The following is a 16,779-nucleotide window of genomic DNA, read 5'->3' as shown; positions in this document are numbered from 1 at the left end:
TCTGTCTCTGACAGGTTTCTTTCTTTTTATGTTGAGTGTTAAGTTGTTACCGACATAATCCTATGAAAGCATCGTTCAAAAATGTGAAACAATTAATTTATTATTTTCATATCATAGGTTTCTGAGGAGAATTATGATATAATAGTTCCTATAAAAATTAATAAGGAGTCTTACTAATGGCTAAATTAACGCTTAAAGATGTTGAATTAAAAGGTAAAAAAGTCCTCGTTCGCGTTGACTTCAATGTTCCTTTGAAAGATGGCGTTATCACAAACGATAACCGTATTACTGCAGCTCTTCCAACAATCAAACACATTGTTGAAGAGGGTGGACGTGCGATCCTTTTCTCTCACCTTGGACGTGTCAAAGAAGAAGCAGATAAAGACGGCAAATCATTGGCACCAGTTGCTAAAGCACTTGCTGAAAAACTTGGACAAGATGTTGCTTTCCCAGGAGCTACTCGTGGAGCTGAATTAGAAGAAGCTATCAACGCTCTTGAAGATGGACAAGTTCTTCTTGTTGAAAATACTCGCTTTGAAGATGTTGACGGTAAGAAAGAATCTAAAAACGATCCTGAACTTGGTCAATACTGGGCATCACTTGGTGATGGTATCTTCGTTAACGATGCCTTCGGTACAGCTCACCGTGCGCACGCTTCAAACGTAGGTATCTCAGCTAACGTTGATAAAGCTGTTGCTGGTTACCTTCTTGAAAACGAAATTGCCTACATCCAAGAGGCAGTCGAAACTCCAGAACGTCCATTCGTAGCTATCCTTGGTGGTTCAAAAGTTTCAGATAAAATCGGTGTTATCGAAAACCTTCTTGATAAAGCTGATAAAGTTCTTATCGGTGGTGGAATGACATATACATTCTACAAAGCTCAAGGTATCGAAATTGGTAACTCACTTGTTGAAGAAGACAAACTTGATGTTGCTAAAGAATTGCTTGAAAAATCAAACGGTAAGTTGATTTTGCCAGTTGACTCAAAAGAAGCTAACGCTTTTGCAGACTATACTGAAGTACGTGATACTGAAGGTGAAGCAGTTTCTGAAGGTTTCCTTGGTCTTGACATCGGTCCTAAATCAATTGCTAAATTTGAAGCAGCTCTTGAAGGCGCTAAAACAGTTGTTTGGAATGGTCCTATGGGTGTCTTTGAAAACCCTGACTTCCAAGCTGGTACAATCGGTGTGATGGACGCTATTGTTAAACAACCAGGCGTGAAATCAATTATCGGTGGTGGTGACTCAGCTGCTGCAGCAATCAACCTTGGCCGTGCAGATAAATTCTCATGGATCTCAACAGGTGGTGGTGCGTCAATGGAACTCCTTGAAGGTAAAGTACTTCCAGGACTTGATGCCCTTACTGAAAAATAAGAATGATTAAGCAGGGCTTTGCCCTGTTTTTTTAGGTGAAAAATGGACATTATTTTAACAGCTATACCGTTTTTGCTTTTACATATTGTATGCTATAGCCTTTCTTTTTGTTTGGTGAGACTAAGTGTTTCCCAAAAAATTGGAAGTTTTTTGACAAGCTATAATAATATATTAAAAGTACTTCAGCTTTTATTGCTTCTTTATGCTGTTGGGTTTTACTATTTTTATATGATTCAAAGCATTTGGATTATCGTTATTGCAATGACTGTTGGTTTAGTGACTTTACCAAATATCATTCCTTTTCTTCTTCTTCATTTATGGACTAAAGATGTTTTAACAACAAATTGGAAGTGGATTTTCCATCTATCGAGTCCATTTGTTCTTTGGAATATTTATCTTCTTTGGTATTTAGAATCGATCCATGAAAATGGTGTAGCAGATTTTGATGTAAATCCTGTTCTGAAATATCTAGCTATTCTTGCTCTAGTGGTTTTTTATCTGCTACAAACTTATTATTTAGCCTATTTATCCCACAAATCCAATGCTTCATGATAAAATAGTTTTATGTTAAAAAATTATCGTTTTGATCCTAAGAAATTTCGCTTAGGGATGCGAACTTTTAAAACGGGGCTTGCTGTTTTTTTGGTCTTATCTTTATTTCTAGCCTTGGGCTGGAAAGGTCTTCAGATTGCTTCTCTAACGGCTGTTTTTAGTTTAAGAGAAGATTTTGATAAAAGTTTTTCGTTTGGTATGTCACGAATTTTTGGTAATTCTGTCGGTGGTATTTGTGCTTTGATTTATTATCTTTTGCGGGAGTTACTAGGTGGTGGAGCATGGGTTATGCTGGTCTTTGTTCCTATTTTAACCATGCTAACTATTATGGTCAATGTCGCTTGTGATAATAAACCAGGTATTATCGGCGGGGTAGCTGCCTTATTGATTATTACCTTATCGATTCCTCAAGGTGATACGATTTTATATGTATTTTCTAGGATTTTTGAAACCTTTATCGGTGTTTTTGTAGCTATTTTAGTGAATGCTGATGTTGACAAAGTCCGTGAATGGCTCGTAAAAAAGTGACTCTAGTATCGAAAAATAATAGTTAAGCGAGTATGGTCATAAACGCCATTCTTGCTATATGCAGTTCATTGTAATAAGCCTCTAAATGCAGTGGTTGAATGGTTTGTTGTTCATGTTTTACAGTTTGAGCTCTAGATAAGTAAAAAAAGTGAAGTATTATATCTGCAGCCGCAAGAGATTTTCTAGCTCTTTTATGCTGTGTGAGGTTGGGTTAAAAAGAGTTGGATGAAGCTTTCGAGCGGGAGATAAACCTTGCGAAGTAAATGTCAAAATCTATTCAATTAAGAGTTTCAGGTCTGAGCTTTAAATCAAAAGAGCGAAGACGAACTCTTTTTTATTAATCAGAGTACTTTCTTATTCTTTGGCAACTCTTTTAGATGTTAGAAAAAGTAACATAAGGGCTTGACAGCTTTGAATTTTCAGAATATAATGTAAAAGAAAGGAGGTCGTATGAAAGGTAAAGAATTAAGACGAACCATGGCTGTTTTTCCAATTGGCACTGTTATGAAACTGACGGAATTAACAGCTAGGCAGATTCGTTATTATGAAGATCAAGATTTGATAAATCCAGAAAGAACCCCAGGAAATAGGCGGATGTATTCTTTAAATGATATGGATCGTCTATTGGAAATCAAAGATTTTATTGATGAAGGTCTAAATATTGCTGCTATTAAGCATGAGTATGCAGAGCGCCAAGAAGCTAAGCAGTCTAAAAGGAAAACATTGACTGATGCTGATGTTCGTCGAATCCTTCATGACGAACTCCTTAATCAAGGTGGATTTCAAAATCCTTCATCACATTTCAATCATTTACAAACTGGTATAGTACGTAAATAAAACTGCCCATATTCTTAAAAGGAGATCAAATGGCACTTACAGTAGCTGATATCAAACAAGATATCAAAGATAAGAATGTTACATTTTTACGCTTAATGTTTACAGACATCTTGGGGACAATGAAAAATGTTGAAATCCCAGCAACAGATGAACAGATTGAAAAAGTCTTGTCGAATAAAGCAATGTTTGATGGCTCTTCCATTGAAGGCTTTGTCCGTATTAATGAGTCAGATATGTATTTATACCCTGACCTTGACACTTGGACTGTTTTCCCTTGGGGAGATGAAAATGGTGCTGTTGCCGGTTTGATTTGCGATATTTATACGCCAGAAGGAGAGCCTTTTGCAGGTGACCCTCGTGGAAACCTTAAACGTTCTCTAAAACATATGGAAGAAGCTGGTTTTAAATCATTTAACTTGGGACCTGAGCCAGAGTTTTTCCTTTTTAAACTTAATGACAAGGGTGAACCAACTCTTGATGTTAATGACAAGGGTGGCTATTTTGATTTAGCACCGACTGATTTAGCTGATAATACACGTCGTGAAATTGTTAATGTTTTAACAGAGATGGGCTTTGAAGTAGAAGCCAGCCATCACGAGGTGGCTGTCGGTCAGCATGAGATTGATTTTAAATACGGTGAGGTTCTTGAAGCTTGCGATAATATCCAGATATTTAAATTAGTTGTCAAAACCATTGCTCGTAAACATGGTCTGTATGCAACATTTATGGCGAAACCTAAATATGGTATCGCTGGGTCTGGTATGCATTGTAATATGTCTCTCTTTGATAAGGATGGCAATAATGCCTTCTTTGATCCAGAGGATAAAAATGGTATGCAGCTTTCTCAAACAGCCTATCATTTCCTTGGTGGTTTAATGAAGCATGCTTATAACTATACTGCTATTATGAACCCAACGGTTAATTCTTATAAACGATTGGTACCTGGCTATGAGGCACCTGTTTATATCGCTTGGGCTGGTCGAAATCGTTCACCGTTGATTCGCGTACCAGCATCTCGTGGTATGAGTACTCGGTTAGAATTACGTTCTGTTGACCCGACTGCAAATCCTTATCTTGCTATGGCTGTCCTTCTTGAAGCAGGTCTTGATGGTGTGAAAAATAAAATTGAAGCACCAGCACCTGTTGAGTCAAATATTTATGCTATGTCTGCAGATGAGCGTAAGGAAGCAGGAATTACAGATCTTCCTTCAACACTTCATAATGCTATTAAGGCTTTGTTGGAAGATGATGTGGTAAAAGAAGCTCTTGGAGAGCATATTACAACCAATTTTGTAGAAGCAAAACGTCTGGAATGGGCAAGTTATGCAACCTTTGTTTCTCAATGGGAGATCGAGAATTATTTAGATCTTTATTAAAAAGCGTTCAATTGAATGATTCACAATGAAGACAAACGTCATTTTTGATGTTTGTCTTTTCTTATCCAATGACACAAATAAGATTGCAAAGAGTTACAATAGGCTCAATAAAGCCATTTAAGCCAACATAAAAAGACCCTCCAGATATCATTTTGACCAATTTTTTGATATCTAAACATGCTAACGTTAACTTTTATTTTGGACTTTCCGATGTTTTTGTCTTTCTGAGGTTATGACATTCTTCAGTTGTCCTAAGTCATCGCTCAGTCTTTTCCTTCTAAGAACTTAATAGCTAGAAAACGAGTTAGCTTGAAGGATATTGATTAGCAAGTTGAGGATAACTTTCAGAAGTTAACTAGTTTTGTAGCGATGTCAATTAACTGAAAACATTAATCGAAAAGATGTGAAAACACTCGATCACCGGTCTGTATTACACAAAAAGGTGGAGATGATATTTAAGGATTGAACCGTTTTAATCGTTTGAGAGTAAGGGAAGAATGAAGTTTACAAGGTTTTATGTGTGACTTGTTTTTAGGTCTTTGATGTTAAAAGAATAAGATAGCTGATGCTACATTAATAAGAAAAGAAGGTTAGAAAACTTAAAGAAAGCTTATTTGCAATTCAAGTGTGATGAATGTCATGTTGCCGTTAATGGCTTGTTATATTTCTTCGATATGATATACAGGTCTGACAATGAAAGGAAGTATTTAATATGACATCAAAAACACTTATAGCAACTTTCGGTTTTACAGCTGTTTCTGCTTTAACTTTAATGGCGAATGACACCGTAAGTGCTGATCAATATAGTTCAAACTATTCTTATAACGACAACTATAGTTATAATAGTTACGGCAATTTTTATCAGGACACGACATGGCCAAGTCAGCCTTCAATCAGTCAAGTAGCAGTATCGAATATTAGTTCAAATGGTTATCCAGTCGGTCAATGCACCTGGGGGGCCAAGGTTTTAGCCCCTTGGGCTGGTAGTTACTGGGGGAATGGTGGTGACTGGACTGCTAGTGCAGTAGCAGCAGGTTTTGCTACTGGAACAACACCTCAAGTTGGTGCTTTGATAGTCTGGACTGATGGTAGATACGGACATGTGGCTTATGTAACGGATGTGGCTGCAGATGGCCAGATTCAAGTAATGGAAGCTAATTATAATGGCAATCAAGCGATTGGAAATTATCGTGGTTGGTTCAATCCACTAGCAAGCGATACACCAGGTATGGTATCTTACATCTATCCTAATGCTTGATGTTAGTTGCCACTCTAAACACCTCAATTATTGAAGAGAGTGATGGTTAACTTTATTCTCTGAATCATTCCATATAGTGAGTAACGGTAGTTTTACTTGATAGATATTGTTTAATAATAGAAAGCTAGATTTTGTCTAGCTTTTTTTGATGCTTCTTAATGCTAACCTGATTAGGTTTTGGATGGTATTGTTTAAGGTATTTGAAGTATATAAAAATCAGCTAGCCTAGCTAACTGATTTAGGTTTATTTATTATTGTTATTCTCTTTGTCTGGTGTCAAGACCATTGGAATGATGATTGGTTCACGCTCTGTCTTTTCGTAGAGGAAAGGACGAATAGCATTGACAATAGCACCATTGACAGACTGAATGCTAGCATCTTTATTTTTAAGAGCAATACGAATAGCGTTGAACAAGACACGTTGGCATTCACGGATAAGGTCACCAGATTCACGCATGTAGATGAAGCCTCGACTGAGGATATCTGGACCGGCAAGAATCATTTTTGACTTGAAATCAACAGTTGCGACAGCAAGGACAACCCCATCTTCTGATAAATCTTTACGATCGCGAAGAACAGCAGCACCGATATCACCGATTCCATTACCATCAACGTAGATGTCTTGAGCGTTGAAGTGACCAGCACGACGAGCGGAGTCCTTTGTTAAGGCTAAAACGTCACCATTTTCCATGATAAAAATGTTATTTTTAGGAACGCCAGTATCGATAGCAAGTCCAGCATGGACTTTTTGCATACGATACTCACCATGGACGGGCATGAAGTATTTTGGTTTTATCAAGCGAAGCATGAGTTTCTGCTCTTGTTGACCACCGTGTCCAGATGTATGGATGTTGTTAATTTTACCATGGACAACTTCAACACCAGCTTCTTGGATAGTATTGATTAATTTATTAACACTTGTGGTGTTACCAGGGATTGGGCTTGATGAGAAGATAACAGTATCGCCAGGTTGCAAGGTTACTTGACGGTGCATACCATTAGCGATACGTGCTAAGGCTGCCATTGGCTCTCCTTGAGAACCAGTACACATAATGAGGATTTCGCTAGCGTGGTAATTTTTCATCTCGCTTGGTTCAATAATAGTCCCTTTTGGCACCTTGATATAACCAAGCTCAACCCCATTGACAATAGCTTTCTCCATTGAGCGCCCAAAAACGACAATTTTACGTCCTGTTTTAACAGCCGCTTCCGCAGCTTGTTGTAAACGGAAGATGTTTGAGGCAAAGGAAGCAAAAATGATACGTCCTTCAATACCTTCAATGAGTTTCATGATGGACTGTCCGACTACTTTTTCTGAGTTGGTGAAAGTAGGGACTTCTGCGTTGGTAGAGTCAGAGAGAAGGCAAAGAACCCCCTCTTCTCCAAGAGCTGCCATACGGTGGAGGTCAGCTGGTTCACCAACTGGCGTAAAGTCGAACTTAAAGTCCCCGGTACAAACAATTTTCCCTTGAGGAGTGTGGATAACAATCCCTAAAGGCTCTGGAATAGAGTGGGTAGTACGGAAGAAGGTAACGCTAAGGTTTTTAAACGTCAATTCAGTGTTATGATTGATTTCAAAAAGTTTAGCATCTCTTAAAAGACCATGTTCTTCAAGTTTGCCACGGATGAGGGCAAGAGCAAGAGGTCCAGCGTAAATAGGGATATTGGCTTGTTTAAGGAGGAAGGGAATACCACCGATATGGTCCTCATGACCATGGGTGATGACCAATGCTTTGACACGGTCAATGTTTTCAACGATATAGGAATAGTCAGGGATAACATAGTCAATCCCTAACAAATCGTCTTCTGGGAATTTAATACCAGCATCAACGATGATAATCTCATCTTGGTACTCAATCCCGTAGGTATTTTTTCCGATTTCTCCCAAACCACCAATCGCGTAGACCCCAACTTCTTCGGGTTTTAGATTGATATTTGACATAGTTTCTTGGCGTCTTTTAGCGCCAGTCCTTTCTATTCTAGTTTGGATTAAAATGTGGTGAGTTCGAAAACGCCTTTTTCTTTTTCGTAGTCAAGGTGTTTGTCTGATAGGAGTTCGATATGCTCAATGTTGAAAGCTGTATTTTCTTCAATGAGTTTACGAGCCTTGATACGTCCTTCCAACTCTTCTGTAGCATCGATGTCAACATAAAGAGCTTGTGTTGTTTCACGACGTGGGTTACGTTCTTTTGTTTCTTGATAGAAAACTTTGTAGATCATAAAATTCCTTTCTGGTTTGGTTAATCGCTGACAATAAAAGAAGACAACCTGTTTGGTTAGGTTGACTCAATGTGATCATTTCTGCATCATGCGTTAACCGTGATATCGTTACAATTATCTTAAATTATACCATAAAGACAGGGTATAGTAAAAACATTGACGAGAAAACTTTGTTAGACTAGGCTATTTGCAAATATGATATAATATTGAAATAGTGAAACAAGAAGGAAGTTCTCATGAAAGTTTTAGCATTTGATACCTCAAACCAGACCTTGTCGGTAGCCCTTTTGGAAGATGAACACTTACAGGCGGAGACTTGTCTGACGGTTAAGAAAAATCACAGTATCAGCTTGATGCCAATAATTGATTTTCTGATGCAGCAAGTTGGCTGGCAGCCGTCTGACTTGGAGCGTATCGCCGTGGCGCAAGGACCTGGTTCTTATACAGGTCTTCGTGTAGCAGTAGCGACAGCTAAAACCTTGGCTTACAGTCTCAAAATCGACTTGGTTGGTGTGTCTAGTTTGCAAGCTTTGGCTTTACCTGTGACGTCAACAGCCGTTTTGGTGCCTTTGATTGATGCTAGGCGCCAGCATGCCTATGTTGGTTTTTATCAGAATGGGAAAGCTATTGCAGAAGATCATTATGCTAGTATTGATGAGATTATCGAGCAAGCAAAGACTCATGACCAGGTCTGCTTCGTTGGAGAAGTTGCCGCCTTTTCTGAAAAGATTGCGACGGATTTTCCAGAAGCCACTTATCAAGCCAGTTTACCATCAGCTTATGAGGTGGGAAAATTAGCCTTGAGCCTGCCTAGTGCAGATGTTGATGCTTTCTTACCCAATTACTTGAAGAAGGTAGAGGCAGAAGAAAATTGGCTCCAAGCCAATCAAGCAGGTGACAGGGATGACTATATCAAACGGGTCTAATCTGTCTAAACAACAGTTAGTCGATGGTGTCTTCACTGTTCTTAAAGAGGCTTATGGTCAGTCACCTTGGTCAAAAAATCAAATAAGAGCTGACTTTGAGCAGGATAATACGGATTATTTTTTTCTGTCAGAGGATGAGCAAGTGCTAGGATTTCTATCTACTCAGGATTTATTTGGTGAGATAGAAGTCACCAATATTGCTATCTTACCAGCTTATCAAGGAAGAGGCTTATCTAAACAATTGCTGACCAATCTAGATGAGATGGATGGACCTATTTTCTTGGAAGTGAGAGAATCCAATCGAAAAGCACAAGGTCTTTATCAGCGATTTGGTTTTGCGAAGGTCGGTTGTCGAAAAAACTATTATCATAATCCAATCGAAGATGCAGTATTAATGAAACGAGAAGCAAGATAATGTTAGAAAAGGAGTTGGCATGTCTGATCGCTATATTTTAGCCATCGAGAGTTCTTGTGATGAGACTAGCGTGGCTGTTTTAAAAAACGAAGCAGAGTTATTGAGTAATATTATTGCCAGTCAAGTGGAAAGTCACAAGCGTTTTGGTGGTGTGGTGCCTGAAGTAGCTAGTCGCCACCATGTGGAAGTGATAACGATTTGTATCGAAGATGCCTTAGTGGAGGCTGGTATCACTGCTCAAGATTTATCCGCAGTGGCTGTGACTTATGGTCCTGGTTTAGTTGGTGCCCTCTTAGTTGGTTTATCGGCCGCTAAAGCTTTTGCCTGGGCTCATGGCTTGCCTTTAATCCCAGTCAATCATATGGCAGGACATTTGATGGCAGCGCGTGAACAAAAAGAGTTGACCTATCCACTCCTGGCACTTTTAGTTTCGGGTGGGCATACCGAGTTGGTATATGTGTCAGCTCCTGGTCAGTATCATATTGTAGGGGAAACTCGAGATGACGCCGTTGGTGAAGCTTACGACAAGGTTGGTCGTGTGATGGGGTTGACTTATCCTGCGGGTCGTGAGATTGACCAGTTGGCGCATCAAGGAAATGATGTTTATGATTTTCCAAGAGCCATGATTAAGGAAGATAATCTTGAGTTTTCATTTTCTGGTCTCAAGTCAGCTTTTATTAACCTTCATCATAATGCTGCTCAAAAAGGAGAAGAACTGGTCTTAGAGGATTTATGTGCCTCTTTCCAAGCTTCTGTTATGGATGTTCTATTGGCAAAAACCAAAAAAGCTTTGGACATGTATCCAGTTGAAACCTTGGTTGTTGCTGGTGGTGTTGCCGCTAATGCAGGTCTTAGGGAGCGTCTTGCTGAGGAAATGACAGATGTTGATGTTATCATTCCACCACTTCGACTTTGTGGAGATAATGCTGGTATGATAGCTTTTGCGGCAGCTGTTGAATATGAATTGAAGCATACAGCAGGTCTTGATTTGAATGCCAAACCTAGTCTAGCATTTCCTACTTTTGAATCCTAAGAATCTAGAAACACAGCTTGAGTTCAAGTTGTGTTTTTGTTATAATTGACAAACATTCTGAAAATTCAAAAAAGGAGGCTTATGGATAGACAAGAATTTTTTAGAGGAGCAAGAGCATCCTTGCCCACAGCAGTAGGTTATGTTTCTATCGGTCTTGCTTGTGGTGTCGTTGGTGCTAGTAGTGGTTTAACGGCTTGGGAAATGGGTTTGATGAGTATTTTTATCTATGCAGGATCGGCACAGTTTGCCTTTGCAGCGTTAGCTTTGGCTAATGCTAGCTTAGTGTCACTAACCATTACGATTTTCCTCATTAATTTACGCCATCTATTAATGAGTTTACACGTGACAACTATTTTTAAGGGAATCTCCTTGAAACAAGGGATCGGCATTGGAAGTCTCTTGACGGATGAAAGTTATGGCGTATTGTTAAGTGAGCAAGTTCATCGAAAAGATATTTCAACATCTTGGATGCATGGAAATAATATCATTGCGTATGTCACTTGGATTCTGGCTGTTGTCCTAGGGACACTTATTGGTTCCTACATCCCGGATCCAACGTCACTAGGCTTAGATTTTGCTTTGGTAGCCATGTTTGTCTCTATTTTTGAGAGTCAGTTAACTGGGATGTTGCGTTGGCTAGCTGGCCAAAAGATAGCGATGATTCTAGGTTCCGTAACGATCTCTTATTTATTTTTAACGGTTGTCCTTTCTGAATCAATGGCTGTGTTAGTAGCAACACTAATCGGATGCACAGTGGGGGTGATGATTGATGACAACTAAGATGATTTTATTAGGTATTTTACTGGGTGCCATTGTTACTTGGATTCCGCGTATTATACCCTTTATTTTGACAAAGTATAAGGGACTTCCTGAACCACTGATTCGCTTTCTTAATTACTTGCCGATTAGTATTATTTTTGCCTTAACCTTATCCAGTTTAGTTAATGAGCAAAAGGGCCATCTTCCTCATTTTCACTGGTTGGAGATGTTAGTGGTGATTCCAACTTTTTGGGTGGCTATTAAAAGTAAAAATATTTTGTTATCTGTTGTGACAGGAATTGTCATCATGGCTGTCCTACGCTTGGTATTTTAAGAGAATTTTTAGTACAATTTTGGTAAGAAAAGAGGTAGCTATGTTACATTTTGAAAATGACTATAATGAAGGTGTTCATCCAGAACTCTTAAAAGCGATTGTGGAAACAAATGATGTTAACCAAGCGGGATATGGTTTTGATGATTATACTGCTCAAGCCACAGAGAAAATCCGTCAAGCGATTGCTTGTCCTGAGGCTCAAGTACAGTTTTTAGCTGGTGGAACTCAAACCAATCAAGTTGCTATTGACAGTTTATTAAAATCTTATGAAGGTGTCATCTCAGCTGAGACAGGTCATATTGCGACACACGAAGCTGGAGCTATCGAATTTGTTGGTCATAAGGTTATCACACTGCCACAGCAAGACGGAAAAATCACTGCAAAAGCCGTAGAAGAATACTTGGTGGATTTTTACAACGATGAAACCTTTGAACACATGGTTTTCCCAGGGATGGTTTATATTACCCATCCGACAGAATACGGTACTCTCTATAGCAAGGAAGAGTTGGTAGATCTATCAGCCGTTTGTCGCCAGTATGAGATACCGCTTTTCCTTGATGGGGCACGCCTTGGCTACGCTCTACCGGCAAAGGGGACAGATGTGACCCTCAAGGATATAGCAGAACTTTGTGATGTCTTTTATATCGGTGGTACCAAGCTAGGAGCTCTCATGGGAGAAGCCTTGATTTATACCAAAAACAATATGCCTAAGCACTTTTCAGCCATTGTGAAACAACACGGTGCACTATTAGCTAAAGGGCGTTTCATTGGTCTTCAGTTTGACAAATTCTTTACAGATGATTTGTATCTGAAGATTGGTGAGCAGGCTTTAAACTTTGCGGAGCAATTGAAAACAATTCTTAAAGAGAAGGGCTATCGTTTTTACCTAGAAAGTCCAACCAACCAACAATTTGTGATTGTGGAAAATAATAAATTGAAAGAGCTTCAAGAAAAAGTAGTGGTCAGCATTTGGGAAAAATACGATGACCAACACACTGTTGTTCGCTTTGCAACTAGCTGGTCAACCACTCAGGAAGATATTGATGCCTTAACGGCAATTCTATAAACCAACCAAAAAGGTGTTGAGCACATACTCAACACCTTTTTGTGATAAAAACTTTTGTATGCAAGGATGACAAAGCTATGGTTTTTAGTAAAGAAAGTTGGAATCTCTATGAACCTAAGCTTATCATCGATCGAAGTTACCAGCTGGCTTTTTTGACGCCAGGGAGTTGCCCCTTATGGGCTAATTGACGGAAGTTAATCCGGCTAACTCCAAATTTACGCATGTAAGCGTGTGGACGGCCATCGATTTTATCACGGTTTTTCAAACGATTTGGATTTGAATCGCGTGGTAGTTTACGAAGGGCTTCATAGTCTCCCTTTTCTTTTAGTTCCCGACGTAAGTCAGCGTATTGTTCAATTAATTGTAATTGTTTTTCATAACGAGCAATTTTAGATTTTTTTGCCATATTATCCTCCTCTAATATTAGTTAACTGGTTAACTATTAAAGTTTATCAAAAAAGAAAAAAAGTAGCAAGAAAAACTTGTTACTTTTTAAGGATTAATAATGAAGGGCACCAGCCACCCAACCAGAACAAAGGGCAGAAGTAATGTTGAAGCCACCTGTGTGGGCGTTGATATCAAGAACTTCACCAGCAAAGTGCAAGCCTGGAACCTTCTTACTCTCAAGGGTTTTGGGATTGATTTCTTTGAGATCGACGCCACCTTTAGTGACAAATGACTTAGTCAGGTTCATCTTACCAGTGACAGGGATCTTGGTTTCCTTGAGTTTATCAATCAAGCTTTCAGTTTGCTTTGGATCCATTTGTTTGATTTTTTCGGGCAATCCTTCAGAGAAGAATTCGGCCAGACGTTCAGGAATGAGTCCCCTCAGTCCATTTTTGATAGACTTATCACGGTTTGCTGTGAGGTATTGACTGATTTCTTCTCTTGTCATTTTAGGAAGCACATCCAATGAGAGGATTTCCCCACCACGAACAAAAGATGAGAGTCGCAGAGCTGCAGGCCCTGACAAGCCAAAGTGGGTAAAGAGCAAATCGTGAGTGATGATGTGCTTGTCGTAAGATAGGGTTACGTCATCCAGGGAGATGCCTTGCAAGGGTTTGTGTGGAAAATCTGTTAATAGTGGGCTTTCCGCTGCTTCGATATCGGTAACTTCAAGTTTAAAATGACGAGCAATATCATGTCCAAAACCCGTAGAGCCAGTTGATGGATATGCTTTACCACCTGTTGTAACAATCAGTTGGTCGCAAGTGAATTCAGTGTCGGCAGATTTTACCGTAAAGATATCGTCTTTTTTCTTAACAGAAACGACTTCAAACTGTGTTTTGATGTGACCACCGAGCTCTGAAATTTTATTTTCGAGAGCTTGGATAATGGTGCGCGATTTGTCCGTTGTAGGAAACATACGACCGTGGTCTTCTTCTTTAAGTTTAACCCCATTGTCTTCAAAAAAGGCAATAATATCATGGTTGTCAAACTGGGAAAAGACGCTGTAGAGGAAGCGCCCGTTACCTGGAATACCTTCTATTAAGTCTTCAAGTGTTCCACTGTTTGTGACATTGCAGCGGCCTCCTCCAGTACCTGCTAGCTTCTTACCAAGTCGGCGATTCTTTTCTAAAAGGAGTGCTTTTTTCCCGTGGAAGCTGCTTGAGATAGTTGCCATCATACCTGCAGGCCCTCCACCAATAATAATCGTATCAAAATGTGTCATGCTTTTATTTTAGCATAAGTTGACGTGAGAAATGCAGGATAAGATCTTTTTAGACTTGATGTAGGACCTAAATTGACATCAAAAAGCCTTTGTGATACTATTTTTATAAGTAAAGAGTAAAAGAGGATCAGATGGCTATTGAAAAGACAGTCAGTGAACTAGCTGAAATTTTAGGTGTTAGTCGTCAAGCGGTTAACAATCGAATCAAGACACTTCCAGAAGAGGATGTGGAAAAAAATGATAAGGGCGTGACAGTCGTCAATCGTAGTGGGCTTATTAAGCTGGAGGAAATTTACAAAAAGACGATTTTTGAAGATGACCCTATTGATGAGGAGACGAAACAGCGTGAAGTTTTAGAGCTCTTGATTGATGAAAAGAATTCTGAAATTACGCGTCTTTATGAGCAGTTGAAAGCCAAAGATGCTCAGATAGCTGCTAAAGATGAGCAGATGAGGGTTAAGGATGTTCAGATTGCTGAGAAAGACAAACAAATTGATCAACAACAGCAATTGACCTTGACAGCTATGCAGGACAAGGAAACCTTGAAGTTGGAACTTGAAGAAGCTAAAGAAGAAGCAAATCAAGCTCGAAATGAAGCCCAAGAAATCCAAGAGAAACACGAAGAAGCTGTTAAAAGAGGGCTCTTTGCGCGCGTGTTTAAAAAGAATAAATAAATGAACGACCCGAAAGGGTCTTTTTTAGAATAGAGGAAAGAAAACGATGGAAAACTTAGATCAATATGTAGCTTTTGATTTAGAATTCAACACGGTTAATGACGTTAGTCATATCATTCAGTTATCGGCAGTTAAGTTTGTTAATCATGAGGAAGTGGCACATTTTGACAGCTACGTCTATAGTGAGGTTCCCTTACAAAGTTTTATCAATGGTTTGACAGGTATTACGTCTGAAAAAATTGCACATGCCCCCAAGCTAGAACAAGTATTGTCAGATTTTGCAGACTTCATCCGTGGAGCTGCTCTTATTGGTTATAATGCTCATAAATCTGATTTGCCGATTTTAGCTGAGAATGGTCTGGATGTGGCATCAAGCTATGTTGTTGATTTGTATGATGAGGCGTTTGAGCGTAGAAGTAGTGATTTGAACGGTATTGCTAATCTCAAATTACAGACGGTAGCAGACTTTTTAGGGATTAAAGGAAAAGGTCATGACAGCTTGGAAGATGCACGTATGACAGCTCTTGTTTATGAAAGATTTCTAGAGTTTGATAGTAACAAGTCTTACTTAGAAGAGCAGGAAGAAAGTCATGGTGATAATCCTTTTGCTGCTTTGGGTGGATGGTTTGATTGACAGAGATGTCAACCTTATACACTTTAAAAATTAAAACGATGCATCGTTGACTTGTTTCAGGTTGTTGCTTGAACGTAAGAAAGAAACAAGTTAGTTCTAACGATGGCTTCGTCGCCTAGTCTATTTTTTCTTTTTCTAAAAAATAAAAAATCACCTTAGGTTACCCCTTGCTCGTGACCTTGGGTCATGTGCTAGTATATGGGTGAACAGAGAAATAGGTGATTATTTTTTATAGGATAAATTAACAGGACAGAGTTCGCCTGCTAGGAAAATCTTATAGCTAGTCATTTTCTGTATCACTATTAAAGGAGGTGAAGAGATGTCTGTAACCTATACAACAGGAGAAATGGCTAAACTAGCTGGTGTTTCGATTCGTACGGTTCAGTATTACGATCAACGTGGTATCCTGATACCTAGTGACCTCACAGAAGGTGGTCGCAGGGTGACCTCACAGAAGGTGGTCGCAGGCGGTATTCTGAGTCAGATTTGGAGCGACTGAGATGGATTTGTTTTCTCAGAGACCTTGATTTTTCGATTAAGGATATCCAAGAAATGCTAGTTGAAGAGCACTCGGATCAAGTGTTACAGTTACTTTTGGAAGGTCACGTTTCAGACCTCAAGCAAGAGATTGACCAAAAAACTCTTAAACTTGACACGGCTGTCAATCTGCTTGACAAGCTAGAAAAGCAAGAAGATGTTGCTGTTGATAGTTTACAAGACATGTCACTCATCATGTCAAATCAAAAAGCACACCGTCGTCTACAGTTAAAAATATTAGCAACAACGTTTGCTTTCGTTTTCTTACTGATTATCAGCATCTTCCTAGCCCAACAATTCCCAAAAATCACTTGGCTGAAACCTTTTGCCTGGTTTATTGGAGTAGTCTATATTGTAGGATTATTATGGTCGAGCTATTATTTTTCAAGACAAGTCATTTATCTTTGTCCTGTCTGTCATAAAACTTTTCAACCGTCCTATTGGGACTTTTCCAAGGCAGGTCACACGCCAAAAACACGTAAACTCACTTGTTCCTCATTGTCATACGAAGTCTTCTTGTCTAGAATTAGCCAAAGAGGCGTCGTTAAAAAGATAGTAAAAAAGCCTTTTCCACAGTGGAAAGGG

Annotated in this window: 17 protein-coding genes and 2 pseudogenes; 15 read left to right on the top strand and 4 right to left on the bottom strand. The window is 39.2% G+C overall.

From position 1 onward, the window contains the following. Positions 1-176 precede the first annotated feature (176 nt). From C0J00_RS09200 to C0J00_RS09175, 6 genes and pseudogenes are all read left to right on the top strand, one after another. Positions 177-1,373: a phosphoglycerate kinase gene (locus tag C0J00_RS09200; protein ID WP_104968571.1), complete on the top strand. Its 1,197-nt coding sequence runs from the start codon at positions 177-179 to the stop codon at positions 1,371-1,373. 228 nt (positions 1,374-1,601) lie between these two features. Next, positions 1,602-1,925, top strand: coding sequence for a hypothetical protein (locus tag C0J00_RS10470; RefSeq protein WP_158667330.1), 324 nt, complete (start codon positions 1,602-1,604; stop codon positions 1,923-1,925). Between the two features lie 12 nt (positions 1,926-1,937). Next, complete coding sequence (locus tag C0J00_RS09190; RefSeq protein ID WP_104968569.1) at positions 1,938-2,453, top strand: FUSC family protein; 516 nt, start codon at positions 1,938-1,940, stop codon at positions 2,451-2,453. Between the two features lie 450 nt (positions 2,454-2,903). Then, the gene (locus C0J00_RS09185) at positions 2,904-3,290 is read left to right on the top strand and encodes a MerR family transcriptional regulator (RefSeq protein ID WP_104968568.1); all 387 of its coding nucleotides are present in this window, start codon (positions 2,904-2,906) and stop codon (positions 3,288-3,290) included. 29 nt (positions 3,291-3,319) lie between these two features. After that, a complete protein-coding gene (gene glnA, locus C0J00_RS09180) occupies positions 3,320-4,666 on the top strand; it encodes a type I glutamate--ammonia ligase (RefSeq protein WP_104968567.1) in 1,347 nt (448 codons plus the stop codon). 919 nt (positions 4,667-5,585) lie between these two features. Next, a pseudogene (locus C0J00_RS09175) lies at positions 5,586-5,924 on the top strand (CHAP domain-containing protein); the annotation flags it as partial. A gap of 244 nt (positions 5,925-6,168) precedes the next feature. Here the strand turns inward: C0J00_RS09175 and rnjA are convergent. Continuing rightward, positions 6,169-7,866, bottom strand: coding sequence for a ribonuclease J1 (rnjA, locus tag C0J00_RS09170; RefSeq protein WP_104968565.1), 1,698 nt, complete (start codon positions 7,864-7,866; stop codon positions 6,169-6,171). Positions 7,867-7,913: 47 nt separating this feature from the next. Then, the gene (locus C0J00_RS09165) at positions 7,914-8,144 is read right to left on the bottom strand and encodes a DNA-dependent RNA polymerase subunit epsilon (protein WP_104968564.1); all 231 of its coding nucleotides are present in this window, start codon (positions 8,142-8,144) and stop codon (positions 7,914-7,916) included. A 236-nt stretch (positions 8,145-8,380) separates the two neighbouring features. Between C0J00_RS09165 and tsaB the strand changes: the two genes are divergently transcribed. The 6 genes from tsaB to C0J00_RS09135 all read left to right on the top strand — a co-directional run bounded on the left by tsaB (position 8,381) and on the right by C0J00_RS09135 (position 12,677). Beyond that, on the top strand, positions 8,381-9,070 hold the full coding sequence (gene tsaB, locus C0J00_RS09160; RefSeq protein WP_104968563.1) for a tRNA (adenosine(37)-N6)-threonylcarbamoyltransferase complex dimerization subunit type 1 TsaB: 690 nt from the start codon (positions 8,381-8,383) through the stop codon (positions 9,068-9,070). Then, complete coding sequence (gene rimI / locus C0J00_RS09155; RefSeq protein ID WP_104968562.1) at positions 9,048-9,485, top strand: ribosomal protein S18-alanine N-acetyltransferase; 438 nt, start codon at positions 9,048-9,050, stop codon at positions 9,483-9,485. Before tsaB ends, rimI begins: the two co-directional genes overlap by 23 nt. A gap of 19 nt (positions 9,486-9,504) precedes the next feature. Further along, positions 9,505-10,518 carry a tRNA (adenosine(37)-N6)-threonylcarbamoyltransferase complex transferase subunit TsaD gene (gene tsaD, locus C0J00_RS09150; RefSeq protein WP_104968561.1) on the top strand — a complete coding sequence of 338 codons (1,014 nt, stop codon included), beginning with the start codon at positions 9,505-9,507 and terminating at the stop codon, positions 10,516-10,518. An 81-nt stretch (positions 10,519-10,599) separates the two neighbouring features. After that, a complete protein-coding gene (locus C0J00_RS09145) occupies positions 10,600-11,298 on the top strand; it encodes an AzlC family ABC transporter permease (protein WP_104968560.1) in 699 nt (232 codons plus the stop codon). Then, on the top strand, positions 11,288-11,611 hold the full coding sequence (locus tag C0J00_RS09140; protein WP_104968559.1) for an AzlD domain-containing protein: 324 nt from the start codon (positions 11,288-11,290) through the stop codon (positions 11,609-11,611). Before C0J00_RS09145 ends, C0J00_RS09140 begins: the two co-directional genes overlap by 11 nt. 40 nt (positions 11,612-11,651) lie before the next feature. After that, positions 11,652-12,677: a threonine aldolase family protein gene (locus C0J00_RS09135; RefSeq protein ID WP_104968558.1), complete on the top strand. Its 1,026-nt coding sequence runs from the start codon at positions 11,652-11,654 to the stop codon at positions 12,675-12,677. 136 nt (positions 12,678-12,813) lie between these two features. Here the strand turns inward: C0J00_RS09135 and rpsN are convergent, their stop codons facing one another. Both rpsN and C0J00_RS09125 read right to left on the bottom strand, forming a co-directional pair. Then, complete coding sequence (gene rpsN, locus C0J00_RS09130) at positions 12,814-13,083, bottom strand: 30S ribosomal protein S14 (protein ID WP_104968557.1); 270 nt, start codon at positions 13,081-13,083, stop codon at positions 12,814-12,816. Positions 13,084-13,176: 93 nt separating this feature from the next. Further along, positions 13,177-14,349: a BaiN/RdsA family NAD(P)/FAD-dependent oxidoreductase gene (locus C0J00_RS09125; RefSeq protein WP_104968556.1), complete on the bottom strand. Its 1,173-nt coding sequence runs from the start codon at positions 14,347-14,349 to the stop codon at positions 13,177-13,179. Between the two features lie 131 nt (positions 14,350-14,480). Between C0J00_RS09125 and C0J00_RS09120 the strand changes: the two genes are divergently transcribed. The 3 genes and pseudogenes from C0J00_RS09120 (at position 14,481) to C0J00_RS09110 (ending at position 16,750) form a co-directional block, all read left to right on the top strand. Beyond that, entirely contained in the window at positions 14,481-15,023 is a 543-nt protein-coding gene (locus C0J00_RS09120; protein WP_104968555.1) for a DUF536 domain-containing protein, read from the top strand. A 46-nt stretch (positions 15,024-15,069) separates the two neighbouring features. Next, positions 15,070-15,657, top strand: coding sequence for a 3'-5' exonuclease (locus C0J00_RS09115; RefSeq protein ID WP_104968554.1), 588 nt, complete (start codon positions 15,070-15,072; stop codon positions 15,655-15,657). A gap of 319 nt (positions 15,658-15,976) precedes the next feature. Beyond that, positions 15,977-16,750 (top strand): annotated as a pseudogene (locus C0J00_RS09110) (MerR family transcriptional regulator). Positions 16,751-16,779 lie beyond the last annotated feature (29 nt).

This window comes from Streptococcus pluranimalium (assembly GCF_002953735.1).
In the GTDB taxonomy this organism is placed as follows: domain Bacteria; phylum Bacillota; class Bacilli; order Lactobacillales; family Streptococcaceae; genus Streptococcus; species Streptococcus pluranimalium.
Note: the sequence above shows the minus strand (reverse complement) of the source record. Positions and strands in the feature narration are given on the sequence as shown.

Bases quoted from the DNA above. Each gene is read 5' to 3' on its own strand.
- C0J00_RS09200 (WP_104968571.1), top strand. From the start codon at position 177: ATGGCTAAATTAACGCTTAAAGATGTTGAATTAAAAGGTAAAAAAGTC.
- C0J00_RS10470 (WP_158667330.1), top strand. From the start codon at position 1,602: ATGATTCAAAGCATTTGGATTATCGTTATTGCAATGACTGTTGGTTTA.
- C0J00_RS09190 (WP_104968569.1), top strand. From the start codon at position 1,938: ATGTTAAAAAATTATCGTTTTGATCCTAAGAAATTTCGCTTAGGGATG.
- C0J00_RS09185 (WP_104968568.1), top strand. From the start codon at position 2,904: ATGAAAGGTAAAGAATTAAGACGAACCATGGCTGTTTTTCCAATTGGC.
- glnA (WP_104968567.1), top strand. From the start codon at position 3,320: ATGGCACTTACAGTAGCTGATATCAAACAAGATATCAAAGATAAGAAT.
- rnjA (WP_104968565.1), bottom strand. From the start codon at position 7,866: ATGTCAAATATCAATCTAAAACCCGAAGAAGTTGGGGTCTACGCGATT.
- C0J00_RS09165 (WP_104968564.1), bottom strand. From the start codon at position 8,144: ATGATCTACAAAGTTTTCTATCAAGAAACAAAAGAACGTAACCCACGT.
- tsaB (WP_104968563.1), top strand. From the start codon at position 8,381: ATGAAAGTTTTAGCATTTGATACCTCAAACCAGACCTTGTCGGTAGCC.
- rimI (WP_104968562.1), top strand. From the start codon at position 9,048: ATGACTATATCAAACGGGTCTAATCTGTCTAAACAACAGTTAGTCGAT.
- tsaD (WP_104968561.1), top strand. From the start codon at position 9,505: ATGTCTGATCGCTATATTTTAGCCATCGAGAGTTCTTGTGATGAGACT.
- C0J00_RS09145 (WP_104968560.1), top strand. From the start codon at position 10,600: ATGGATAGACAAGAATTTTTTAGAGGAGCAAGAGCATCCTTGCCCACA.
- C0J00_RS09140 (WP_104968559.1), top strand. From the start codon at position 11,288: ATGACAACTAAGATGATTTTATTAGGTATTTTACTGGGTGCCATTGTT.
- C0J00_RS09135 (WP_104968558.1), top strand. From the start codon at position 11,652: ATGTTACATTTTGAAAATGACTATAATGAAGGTGTTCATCCAGAACTC.
- rpsN (WP_104968557.1), bottom strand. From the start codon at position 13,083: ATGGCAAAAAAATCTAAAATTGCTCGTTATGAAAAACAATTACAATTA.
- C0J00_RS09125 (WP_104968556.1), bottom strand. From the start codon at position 14,349: ATGACACATTTTGATACGATTATTATTGGTGGAGGGCCTGCAGGTATG.
- C0J00_RS09120 (WP_104968555.1), top strand. From the start codon at position 14,481: ATGGCTATTGAAAAGACAGTCAGTGAACTAGCTGAAATTTTAGGTGTT.
- C0J00_RS09115 (WP_104968554.1), top strand. From the start codon at position 15,070: ATGGAAAACTTAGATCAATATGTAGCTTTTGATTTAGAATTCAACACG.